This window comes from Desulfotruncus alcoholivorax DSM 16058 (assembly GCF_000430885.1).
In the GTDB taxonomy this organism is placed as follows: Bacteria; Bacillota; Desulfotomaculia; order Desulfotomaculales; family Desulfallaceae; genus Desulfotruncus; species Desulfotruncus alcoholivorax.
Window position 1 is genome coordinate 55,882 of sequence record NZ_AUMW01000010.1, and the last position, 12,037, is coordinate 67,918.

9 protein-coding genes are annotated in these 12,037 nt (G+C 42.2%); 8 read left to right on the plus strand and 1 reads right to left on the minus strand.

Translation table 11 applies throughout. The features are described 5' to 3' along the window. The first annotated feature begins 94 nt into the window (after positions 1-94). On the plus strand, positions 95-1,714 hold the full coding sequence (locus tag H569_RS0105415) for a long-chain-fatty-acid--CoA ligase (RefSeq protein WP_027364169.1): 1,620 nt from the start codon (positions 95-97) through the stop codon (positions 1,712-1,714). Positions 1,715-1,808: 94 nt separating this feature from the next. Here H569_RS0105415 and H569_RS0105420 read toward each other — a convergent pair whose 3' ends face one another. Next, positions 1,809-2,927 carry an HD-GYP domain-containing protein gene (locus tag H569_RS0105420; RefSeq protein WP_027364170.1) on the minus strand — a complete coding sequence of 373 codons (1,119 nt, stop codon included), beginning with the start codon at positions 2,925-2,927 and terminating at the stop codon, positions 1,809-1,811. Positions 2,928-3,133: 206 nt separating this feature from the next. Here H569_RS0105420 and H569_RS0105425 point away from each other — a divergent pair, with 206 nt between their 5' ends. The 7 genes from H569_RS0105425 (at position 3,134) to H569_RS0105455 (ending at position 12,012) form a co-directional block, all read left to right on the plus strand. Then, positions 3,134-4,843, plus strand: a complete 1,710-nt coding sequence (locus tag H569_RS0105425; protein WP_027364171.1) for a Na/Pi cotransporter family protein — start codon at positions 3,134-3,136, stop codon at positions 4,841-4,843. 350 nt (positions 4,844-5,193) lie between these two features. Next, positions 5,194-7,212 carry an acetate--CoA ligase gene (gene acs, locus H569_RS0105430; RefSeq protein WP_027364172.1) on the plus strand — a complete coding sequence of 673 codons (2,019 nt, stop codon included), beginning with the start codon at positions 5,194-5,196 and terminating at the stop codon, positions 7,210-7,212. A 193-nt stretch (positions 7,213-7,405) separates the two neighbouring features. Next, positions 7,406-8,719, plus strand: coding sequence for a histidine kinase (locus H569_RS0105435; RefSeq protein WP_027364173.1), 1,314 nt, complete (start codon positions 7,406-7,408; stop codon positions 8,717-8,719). After that, the gene (locus tag H569_RS0105440; protein WP_027364174.1) at positions 8,709-9,488 is read left to right on the plus strand and encodes a LytR/AlgR family response regulator transcription factor; all 780 of its coding nucleotides are present in this window, start codon (positions 8,709-8,711) and stop codon (positions 9,486-9,488) included. Before H569_RS0105435 ends, H569_RS0105440 begins: the two co-directional genes overlap by 11 nt. A gap of 136 nt (positions 9,489-9,624) precedes the next feature. Next, entirely contained in the window at positions 9,625-9,963 is a 339-nt protein-coding gene (locus H569_RS0105445) for a hypothetical protein (RefSeq protein WP_027364175.1), read from the plus strand. A gap of 94 nt (positions 9,964-10,057) precedes the next feature. Next, positions 10,058-10,447, plus strand: coding sequence for a holo-ACP synthase (gene acpS / locus H569_RS0105450; RefSeq protein ID WP_238492469.1), 390 nt, complete (start codon positions 10,058-10,060; stop codon positions 10,445-10,447). Between the two features lie 2 nt (positions 10,448-10,449). Continuing rightward, positions 10,450-12,012, plus strand: coding sequence for a bifunctional ADP-dependent NAD(P)H-hydrate dehydratase/NAD(P)H-hydrate epimerase (locus tag H569_RS0105455; RefSeq protein ID WP_027364177.1), 1,563 nt, complete (start codon positions 10,450-10,452; stop codon positions 12,010-12,012). Positions 12,013-12,037: the final 25 nt, after the last annotated feature.

The window sequence follows — 12,037 nt, forward strand, 5'->3', positions numbered from 1 at the left end:
TATAAAAAGTCTAAAGGAATTATTCCCAAGCTTGTCGAAATGTAAATAAGCAAAAATTGTGAATGAATATTCATACATAGTGGAGGTGTACATTTTGACAGAAAACAATAAGATCTGGTTAAAAAGTTACCCAGCTAAAGTCCCTGCTCACATTGACTATCCCGATTTAACAATGCCCCAATTTCTTGACAAGGTAGCTGGTGAATTCCCGGAACGCGATGCAGTAGTTTTCTCAGGTATAAAGCTAAGCTTTCAAACACTCCAGGGTATGGTTAATAAATGCGCTAACGCCCTTGCTGATCTAGGTGTAAAAAAAGGTGACCGGGTAGCTATTATGTCTCCTAACAGTCCTCAATACGTTATGGCCTTTTTGGCCACCTTAAAGATCGGAGGCATTGTGGTTCAAGTTAACCCTATGTATGTGGAACGCGAATTGGAACACGTTTTAAACGATTCCGGCGCGGAAACAATTATTGCCTATGACGCATTTTACCCGTTAATTAATAAGGTGCGTAATGTCACTCCGCTGCAAAAGATCATTCTTTTTTCACTCGGGCAGCCTGCAGAAATAGATGATGGCGCCATTAAAGCAGAGGAGCTGTTGTTAAAATATCCTCCTGCTTTTGATCAGGTACCTGTGGCAATGGATGATGTGGCTGTATTCCAATACACCGGCGGCACAACCGGAGTTTCCAAAGGAGCCATGTTAACACATCGCAATATAACCGCAAACGCTCTGCAAGTATCACACTGGTTTGAAAACATGGAATACGGCCAGGAAAAAGTTTTGTGCGCATTGCCTTTCTTCCATTCCTATGCCATGACCACCTGCATGAATTTCAGTATCATCAATGCTGCGACTATGATTATTATGCCACGTTTTGAAATCAAACAATGCTTGGAATTAATCAAACAATACCAGCCAACTTTCTTTCCCGGAGCCCCAACCATGTATATAGCCATCAACAACTACCCCAATGTCCAAGAGTACGGGATTGATTCAATTAAAGGCTGCATCAGCGGGTCAGCCCCGCTACCGATAGAGGTGGCAGAGAAGTTCGAAGAATTAACCGGGGGCAACCTTGTAGAGGGCTTTGGGTTATCTGAAACTTCACCGGTCACGCACTGCAATCCTGTATCTGGAATCCGTAAAGCCGGTTCGATTGGAATACCTATGCCCGATACAGACTGTAAAATTGTCGATCTTGAAACAGGTGAAAAAGAATTACCTCCAAACGAAATCGGTGAATTATGTATCAAAGGTCCCCAAGCTATGAAGGGGTACTGGAATATGCCCGAAGAAACAGCTAAAACTTTAAGAGATGGCTGGATTTATACCGGAGACATTGCCAAAATGGATGAAGACGGCTATTTCTATATTGTTGACAGGAAGAAAGATATGATTATTGCGGGCGGTTTCAACATTTACCCCAGAGATATAGAAGAAGTTTTATTTGAACATCCCAAAATCTTGGAAGCTGTTGTTGCAGGTGTTCCCGATCCTTATCGCGGAGAAACCGTTAAAGCATTTATTGTATTGAAAGAAGGCCAGCAAGCAACAGAGGAAGAAATTATCGATTACTGCAAAAATAACCTGGCTAAATACAAAGTCCCCAAATTAATTGAATTTCGCACAGAACTTCCCAAAACAATTGTTGGTAAAGTATTAAGGCGCACTTTACGCGAAGAAGAGATTAAAAAGCTGCAAAGTTAACGGCCCCAAACAACAAACCCAACCTTTAAGGGTTGGGGTTTGTTATTTATCGCATATATTACCTGGGCTAGACTGTTATCTACCGACGACTATTTCAAGGCAGGTTAATTTTTATATGCTTATTTTTCAATAAATCCAGATCAACTGTATCATTAAGAACTTGAGTAATTGTTTTATTATGCACCTCGGCCAAGTCAATCTCAAACTGGTCTGTGCAAGGTTCATTATTTGATAAAAACAATACTCTTAATTTAGGTCTAAGTGAAAATCCTGGACGGTTTTGTATAACAACAGCAATTTCACCCGTATTAAGCTTAACCAAACTTCCAATAGGGTACGCTGCCACATGATGTAAAAATGCCTTGACTATATCAAATTCAAATAAGTAATCACCGCTGGCGGAAAGCATTTCAAAGGCTTCATGGGGAAGATAAGCACTGCGATATACCCTGTCGGCAGTCAATGCATCATACATGTCAGCCAATCCAACAATGGCCGAATTTTGCGGTATCTGATTTCGTGCAAGGCCATGGGGATATCCAGTACCGTTATACCTTTCATGATGATGAAGAACAACAAGCTTTGAGGCATTTTGAAATTGAGTATTTTGGCATAACAGTTCAAACCCGTACTCAGAATGCTTTTTAACTAAGTGATATTCCTCGGCTGTTAGTTTACCTGGCTTATTCAATACTTCAAGTGGTATCAACGTTTTGCCCAGGTCGTGCAAAATCGCTCCTATGGCAAGTAATCTTATACTATTCGTGCTATAACCCAACCGAAGAGCAGTTATCATTGATAAAATACAGGTATTAACACAATGGCCGAAAGTATATTCATCATTGCTGCGTATGTCAACTAAATTAACCATGATGTTCTTGTTATTCAGCAACTCATCAACAAGATCATCCACTATGCTCTCTATTTTATCCAGGCCCACTAAGTTTTTCGTATAACGGAAATCGTGAAAAATTTTTTTAGTTTGTTGAATTGCTTTATATCTAACCTTTTCGGATATAACATCATTATATTGTAAATCAGGTAAAAAACCGTCGTCAACGTATATAGAAGGAATGTTCAGCTTTTGTAACCGCGCAATAAAAGTTTCAGTAAGTATGGTACCCGCGGCCAGTAAAACTTGTTCATTTGCGTTAATAACAGAACGGCCCACTTTCATGCCCGGTTTTAATTTTTTTGTAGGTACCCTGCGCATAATTAATCCACCTTCAGCTGCTGTCATATTAAGTATTGGTATTTAAAGGTAGTTTTTCGACATGATTTATTCTATTCCTTTTTATTATCCAAAATTAATACAATGAATAAAATAATTAAATATTGAAAATAAAAGTGACTTGCTTTACAATTAGCTAATATCAATTTAACATTATCTTAACATAAACCGACTCGAGGTGAATGAACTTGGAGCTTTGGAAATCTATTTCACTTGGGCTTGTGGGGGGCATGGGTCTTTTGCTCTATGGCATGTACATCATGAGCGAAGGCTTGCAAAAAATAGCCGGCCATAGATTGCGCAACATCCTAAGTACCTTAACTCACAACAGACTAACCGCCCTGGTAGTTGGGGCCTTGGTGACAATACTTTTCCAGAGTAGTACCGCTACAACAGTTATTTTAGTGGGATTAACCAGCGCATCCATAATGACTCTGAAGCAAACCCTTGGGGTAATTCTGGGTGCCGATATAGGAACAACAGTCACCGCCCAGCTAATAGCACTTAACGTAACCGAGATTTCTTTGCCCATAGTCGGTATTGGAGCAACTATCATTTTTTTCAGCAAGCGTGATAAATATAAGCGCATAGGGCAAGCTCTTTTAGGATTTGGTTTACTGTTTTTAGGTTTAAAAATAATGTCCGATACTATGCATCCCCTGCGCGACGCGCCGTTTTTCAAACAAATGCTAATGAGCGCCAGCGACTACCCGCTGTTGGCCATAGCCGCCGCTGCATTATTTACCTTTCTGGTACACAGTAGTGCAGCCTCTGTTGGTATAATTATGGTTTTGTCAATGCAAGGCATGGTATCCTTACATTCTGCCATTTACCTACTATTTGGCGCTAATATTGGGACATCATTTACGGCAATTCTTACAAGCTTGGGATCTTCCAGAGAAGCTCAACGCGTAGCCACAGCTCACCTGCTATTTAAAATGGCCGGGGTTCTGATATTGTTTCCTTTTGTTACCCCTTATGCTGCTTTACTTACCAAATTTACGTCTTCGCCGGGTTACCAGGTGGCAAACGCTCATACATTGTTCAACATTGGGATTGCCATAGTTTTCTTACCCTTCACCTCTTATTTCGCCAGGTTATTGCAAAAAATCGTACCCGAAAGGCAAGATAAAAGTTGGGACGCCGAAGAGTTAAAGCCAAAGTTCCTTGATAACAAGCTAATTAACACACCTTCAATAGCCCTGGGGCTTGTTTCAAAAGAAATCAACCACGCTTCCGACCAGGTTTTTGAAATGACAACATCGGTAATAACCATTTTTGAGCTGAGCAGCGTGGAACTCCTTGATAAGATAAACAAGAAGGAGGATTACCTTGACGTTTTATACAAAGCTATTACCCAGTATTTAACCGATATTATGCGCCAACCCATTTCACGCCAGGAATTCTATCGTTCTATGAGCTATATGCATATTGTTAATGATCTGGAACACATTGGAGACATTATTGAAAAAGACATTACTTATATTGCAAGCTGCAAAATTGCAAGGGGTTGCAAGTTTTCCGAGGCCGGCTGGGAGGAAATTAAAGATATGCACAAGCACCTATGTGATATGATAAGAATGTGTAATCTGGCCCTGTTTTCCAATGATAAAGATTTAGCCTCAAAAACAGCCAAGATGTACCCGGAAATGTCACGCATGGAACGACATCTAAGGGCAAAGCACTTTAACCGGCTCAAAGACGGCACGGCCCAATCCATATCAACCAGTTCACTACACTTGGATTTAATAAATTCATTTCTTAGAATAAGCGAGCACATTAAAAATATCTGTCAAGAAATCCTTATTCATGACAACTCACAAAACTATTTCAGTCATCATATGAATGACGATTTAGACCGCGAGGAAGATTTAACAGAAAGCATTACTTTTAATTAATACGTATTCCAATCTGCTGATAAAACCGGGCACCGAACCCGGTTTTTTTTCTTTTGAGGTAAATATACCTTTTGCTAACTGAAATAGTCTAGTTTTGTCCTTAAACGGGCAATTATGAGCTTAAACGGTTAGTCACATGATAAAAAACCATTCAGCTAAAAAATAATACCTTTTGGCTGAATTTTCTTAAAATTTTTACAAATAGCCTTTATTATATATTACATACGGTATTAATTTGTGCAGCATCTTATCAATTTGACCAAAGGGAGGTGGAAACAACCCTTATCAATGCAAGTACTTCCTTAATTTTGAAAGTAATCTTAAATTTATAATAAAAGGGGGTTATTTTTGTGTCCGAAGAAAAAAGCGCTCACTATTCAGTAACATGGCAGGAAGAAGAATATATATACCCACCGAATAGTTTCGTGGGGCAGGCTAATTTAACCGACCCCAATATATTTCAAAGATTTAGCCTGGAAAATTTTCCCGAATGCTACAAGGAATTTGCAGATTTACTGGATTGGGACCAGTACTGGCATACCACGCTTGATACCAGTGACGCCCCTTGTTGGAAATGGTTTGTGGGCGGCAAAATAAACGCCAGTTATAACTGTGTGGATAGGCACCTGGCAAAATACAAGAACAAAACAGCGATTCACTTTGTTCCGGAGCCTGAAGATGAACCCATTGTACACATGACTTATCAGGAGCTTTACAGAAGGGTAAATGAAACAGCTGCTGTATTAAGGGATTTTGCAGGCTTAAAAGCCGGTGACAGGGTAACCTTGCACCTTCCCATGACCCCGGAACTGCCGATTACCATGTTGGCCTGCGCCCGTCTTGGCGTAATCCATTCCCAGGTATTCGCCGGTTTTAGCGGTCAGGCTTGCGGGGAAAGGATCTGGGATTCCGAAAGCCGCGTACTGATTACCATGGATGCTTATTACCGCAACGGCAAATTACTCGACCACAAAGCAGTTGGTGATATTGCCGTAGAAGTCGCCAAAAAAGAAGGACAGGATGTAGACAAGGTTCTTATATGGAGGCGCTATCCGGGCAAATACTCATCTTCGGCTCCCGTAATTGAAGGCCGCGACTTTTTCATGGATGAACTTTTAAAGGAATACCGGGGTAAAACAGTCGCGCCTGTATCAATGCCCGCCGAGGGAATACTGTTCCTGATGTACACCAGCGGTTCCACCGGCAGGCCCAAAGGTGCCCAGCACAGCATCGGCGGCTACCTGGCCTATGTCACCTGGATGTCTAAAAACATTCAAGACATTCACCCTGAAGACGTTTACTGGTGCATGGCCGACATCGGCTGGATCACCGGGCACTCCTTTATTGTATACGGCCCCCTGGCCTGTGCAGCCAGTACCGTCATTTATGAAGGCGTCCCCACCTATCCAGACGCCGGCCGTATCTGGAGAATTGCCGAAGAGTTGAATGTTAATATATTCCACACATCTCCCACAGCTATTCGCCAGCTGAGGAAAGCCGGACCGGACGAGCCAGAAAAATATAATTTTAATTTTAAACATATGACAACCGTAGGTGAGCCTATCGAACCCGAGGTTTGGAGATGGTATTACAACGTCGTCGGCAAGAAGAATGCAGCCATTGTTGATACATGGTGGCAAACTGAAACCGGAGGTTTCCTGTGCAGCACGGTACCGGGTTTGGCTCCCATGAAACCCGGCAGCGCCGGACCCGGCGTACCCGGGATTCATCCCGTCATTTTTGACGATGAGGGCAACGAAATAGAAGCCGGAGCCGGTAAAGCTGGCAATATCTGCATCAGGAACCCCTGGCCCGGATTGATGCAAACTATCTGGAAAGACCGTGATCGTTTTGTCAGCACTTATTATGGAAAGTATAACAAGAACCCTGACAGCAAAGACTGGAGAGATTGGCCCTACATGGCCGGGGACGCGGCAGTTTTAGCCAAGGATGGCTACGTCAGAATACTTGGCCGGGTTGACGACGTCATCAATGTGGCCGGTCACAGGCTGGGGACCAAGGAAATCGAATCCGCCGCCCTTACCGTGCAAGAGGTGGCTGAAGCAGCAGTAATTGCAGCCAAAGATGAAATCAAGGGTGTTGTTCCGGACCTGTACGTTGCCTTAAAGCCCGGGTTTGAAGCAAGCGACGAGCTGGCGGCGAAAATTTCCAACGCTGTTTCAACAGTGGTTGGTAAAATTGCCCGGCCCAGGGCCGTTCACATCGTTCCAGACATGCCCAAAACCCGTTCCGGTAAAATTATGCGCCGGATTCTCGCTTCAATATCCAACCGGACAGATGTCGGCGACGTAACTTCACTTTCCAACCCGGATGTGGTAGAACATATTCGCAAGCAAGTTCAAGGTTAAACAAGTTGTTAATTGAATATTTACCAATAATGTATAACCAACAACGGGGCAGGACCTTACATGGTTCTGTCCCGTTTTACCTTTTAATACCTTCTTTTTTATTATGTTACTGCAGGAATAGTTGCAACACCGTCGAATAGTATTTATGGAAACCAATATTTAGAATATTAAAATAATTAAGGCGGGACATCAAATGCCCAATATGGGTTACGATACAAAACGATTTCTTGTTATCTGGGCTGTGGTCTATGCAGCCACTTTATGTTTGATCTACTTTATCCGACCGCAGCTTTGGGTTGCTGCAGGATTGCTAACTCTGGCCGGACTTTTAACAGTTATACTTATATTATTTAACACCAATAAGACGGCAAACGAAACAAATTCCGAGGAACCACTTGACCCAACATTACAAATTGCCAACCAGACATTACCCTTTTTACGCAGGGGGTTAAATGAGGAAACAGCCAGCAATACTGCTGAAATTATTAAAAAAATAGCAGACGTTGCTGCAGTAGCCATCACAGATCGAGAAAAAGTGTTGGCATATATCGGAGCAGGATCGGACCACCATCAAGCCGGTGGGCCAATTATGACAATTGCTACCAAAGAAGTAATTAAAACAGGCCAAATGAAAGTAGTCCGGGACGGATACGGGTTGGATTGTCCCGTCCCCAATTGCCCGCTTCAATCAGCTGTAATAGTGCCTTTAATTTGCAGGAGCGAGGTTACGGGTACAATTAAACTTTACCAAACCCAGCAGGGTGAAATGCACACTTCAATAATAAGACTGGCGGTGGGGGTTGCCCAAATTCTAGGCATGCAAATGGAACTGGCTGAATTAGACAGGCAGGTTCAATTGGTTACCAAAGCAGAGCTTGATGCACTGCAGGCTCAAATTAACCCGCATTTTTTATTTAATACCTTGAATACAATTATTATGTTTAGCAGAACTAATCCTGAAACAGCAAGAAGACTGCTGATCAAACTGGCATCTTTTTTCCGACATGCACTTAAAAGACATGGGCATTTTAATACATTAAAAGAGGAAATCGAATACCTAAACACGTATCTTATTCTTGAAAGAGCCAGATTCAGGGATAAGCTTAGGGTTGTAAGAAATATTGATGACGAGATCCTTGAATATAAAGTACCTGTTCTAACTATCCAACCTCTGGTAGAAAATGCGATAAAACACGGAATTCTGCCCAAGCCAGGACAAGGTACAGTTGAAATTACTGTGCGCAAGCACGATAATGAAATGTTAATTGTCATAAGAGATGATGGTGTCGGCATAGCGTCAGAAATACAGCCCAAGGTACTGACACCTGGTTTTGGATCCGGTAACGGGGTTGGGCTCAGCAACGTGCATGAACGATTAAAGGGGCTTTTTGGTAAAGAATACGGCCTTCGTATAGTTAGCGTACAGGGAGAAGGCACTTCTGTGTATGTAAGAATACCTCTTGCATGTCACACTATAGTAAAGGACGGTGCTTCCAGTGAAGCTTAAAGCATTAATTGTTGACGATGAATACCCTGCCAGACAAGAGTTGCGATTTTTATTAAACAATTTTAACAACATCGAAATTGTTGGCGAGGCTGCCAATGCCCAGGAAGCGTTAGCCCTAATAAAAGCTCTTGACTATCAAATTCTATTTCTCGATATATCCATGCCTGGCATGACTGGCCTTGAATTGGGTGCGGCTATTCAGGAATTGCCTCAGCAGCCCCACGTTATATTTATTACCGCCTATGATGAATATGCAGTGCAGGCTTTTGAAGTCAATGCTGTGGATTATTTGCTAAAACCCGTTGAACCCGGGAGGCTTAAAAAAGCAATTGACAAGGTAGTAAAAGCCAGCCATGAGAATTCCGGCAACAACGTGGAAAAGGCTGTCAGCGATACCGATAAAACCAAAGTTAAAATCGATCCGTCTCAAATCAGGATTGACAGAATACCGGCCGAAAAACAAGGTAAAACTGTTTTAGTAGCTGAATCAGACATCTTTTATGCTTTTACAGAACAAGACTACATTTACATTAAAACGTTTAATGATAAGCTATTCACCCGCTTTACCTTAAAAGAACTGGAAGCCAGGCTAAACCCGCAGGTCTTTTTCAGAACTCACCGCTGCTACCTGGTTAACCTCCACAAAGTCAGGGAAATTGTCCCATTTTTCAATGGTACCTATAATCTTGTAGTGGAGGATAAAGAAAACAGCGAGGTACCGGTGAGCCGGGCTCAGGCTAAAAAATTAAGAAAGATTTTAGGTTTTTGAAAACCTTCCAGTGATGGAAGGTTGTTTTATGTATATACAACTAAATATTGGTAAATAATTTTGTATTAAATCAAGTCTATTTATTGGCTTTAATACGGGCAGACAGGGTCGTCCGCCCCTATTTGGAGGATATAACATGCAAGTAGTATGGGATATGTTAAGTGATCAAAAAATTTGGTCTTTACTTGGAGATATCAACCAGGAAATTGACCAGGACTTTACAAGATTGATGCTGATAGAACTTTTTAGCCGGCTTAAAACACTGGAAGAAGAAAACATTGCCTTACGTTTACTATTAATGGAAGAAGAAATTATAGACCGCGATATTTTCAATACCTATCGCCAGGCAGTTCACGATTTTATAGAGCGAAAAGATAAGCAAAACGCTATGGAAAGTGATTTTTTTGCTAAATCTGGTATATCTTTTCCAGAATGGGTCAACTTTAAACTTTCAGGAACTTTTAATAAGGATTAGGAATCTATGACTTTTACCTGCATAGCAGGTTTTTTCTTTTGACTGTGGAATCTAAAACCAAATCTATTAATTTATCTAAAGTGAGCTGTCTAACTTGAATATCGGCTTAGTTGGTGTGGGTACTGATATTATCGAAATAGCTCGTGTTCAAAAAGCTGCTGCCAATAAAAAAAATAGTCAATTTATCAATCGCGTCTTTACCGAAAAAGAAATTTCTTTCTGTACATCCAGGCGCAACCCCTGGCCGTCCTTTGCTGCCAGATTTTCAGCCAAAGAAGCAGTTTTTAAAGCATTAGGTACTGGACTAACAAATTGGCGGGAGGTTGAAATTTTAAACGGGGGAGACAAACCGCTGGTGGTCGTATTAAGCGGAGCAGCGGAGCAAAAAGCTAGATCATTGGGTATTAACAAAGTATTGGTATCAGTTTCTCATGACAAAGAACGGGCCATTGCGTTTGCAGTTGCCGTCGGAAAGGAGATATGACTTTGCGTCTTGTAACTGGCAGTGAAATGGCGGTCATTGATCATACTGCAATTAATGAATATGCTATTCCAGGAATTGTTTTAATGGAAAATGCAGGCATTAAAGTCGTAGAAATCATTGGACAGGTGTTGGGGAATCCCAGAAATACAAAAGTTGTAATTCTAGCCGGAAAAGGAAACAATGGAGGGGACGGCTTTGTAATCGCAAGGCATCTCTACAATAAAGGAGCGCGGGTCCAGCTTTTCCTTTTTGGTGATGAAGATAAAGTCAAAGGAGATGCCTTAATCAATTTGACCATATGGAAGGGTATGGGGCAAAAAATCTATCCCTTAAAAAGTACCCACGATGTTAACATGGTCAAAATGGCTATTAACTGCGCAGATCTTATAATCGATGCTTTATATGGCACGGGATTTAAGGGAACCGTCAACGATTTGTTAGCTTCCGTCTTTAAATCTGTTAATTCGAGCGGTAAAACCGTTATAGCAGTGGATATACCGTCCGGGATTGAAGCGGACACAGGTAAAATAAACGGGCCCTGTATACGGGCAGATCATACGGTTACTTTTGCCTACCCAAAACTTGGACTGGTTATATATCAGGGCTGTGACTATGTTGGAAAGCTGCATGTAGTTGACATATCCATTCCATCAGCAGTTTTATCCAAAATTAAGAGCAGCAGATATCTTACCACCACTGAACTAATAAAGGAGCTGTGGCCCGGTCGCAAAGGTCCTGAACACAAAGGAGATTTCGGGCGTGTCCTGGTTATCGCCGGATCAAGAGGTATGTCCGGTGCTGCAATCCTTGCAGCAGAGGCAGCCGCAAGGGCCGGTGCCGGTTTAGTAACCCTCGGTGTTCCTTCGGCAATTCACGACATTGCGGAAAATAAACTAACTGAAGTAATGACTTTTCCATTAGCTGACACCTCCAAGGGCAATGTCAGTCATACAGCACTTAAGGATATTCTTGACCGGTGTCACAGCAGCAACGTTGTAGCTATTGGGCCAGGTTTAGGAACCGCCGCAGAAACAGCTACTTTGGTAAAAGATATCATCATGAATATTACAATCCCCTGCGTGTTGGATGCAGATGGATTAAATGCAATGGCGGGAAAAGCCGGCTTGTTAAATTCAATTAAATCAAACCTGGTCATTACACCCCACCCGGGTGAAATGGCTCGTTTAACCGGTTACAGCGTGAAGGATATTCAGCAAGATAGAATTGGCATAACCGCCCAGAAAGCAAAAGAATGGGGCTGCACGATCCTGCTAAAAGGGGCAAGGACGGTTATATGCGGGCCCGATGGTTCAACTTATATTAATCAAACAGGCAATCCCGGCATGGCCAGCGGAGGGTCCGGAGACGTTTTGACGGGCCTAATCGCCGGATTAATCGCTCAGGGTCTGACACCATTAAATGCTGCGGTTGCAGGAGCATTCATTCATGGCCGGGCAGGTGACGTTACCGCAAAAGAAATGGGCATCTCCGGCATGTTGGCTGGTGACCTGCTGCAGAGAGTTCCATATGTTACCAAAGAATTTGAGCAAGTAATAACTCCATAATTAATATAACTATGGTAAGGAGGCG

Bases quoted from the DNA above. Each gene is read 5' to 3' on its own strand.
- H569_RS0105420 (WP_027364170.1), bottom strand. From the start codon at position 2,927: ATGCGCAGGGTACCTACAAAAAAATTAAAACCGGGCATGAAAGTGGGC.
- H569_RS0105435 (WP_027364173.1), top strand. From the start codon at position 7,406: ATGCCCAATATGGGTTACGATACAAAACGATTTCTTGTTATCTGGGCT.
- H569_RS0105445 (WP_027364175.1), top strand. From the start codon at position 9,625: ATGCAAGTAGTATGGGATATGTTAAGTGATCAAAAAATTTGGTCTTTA.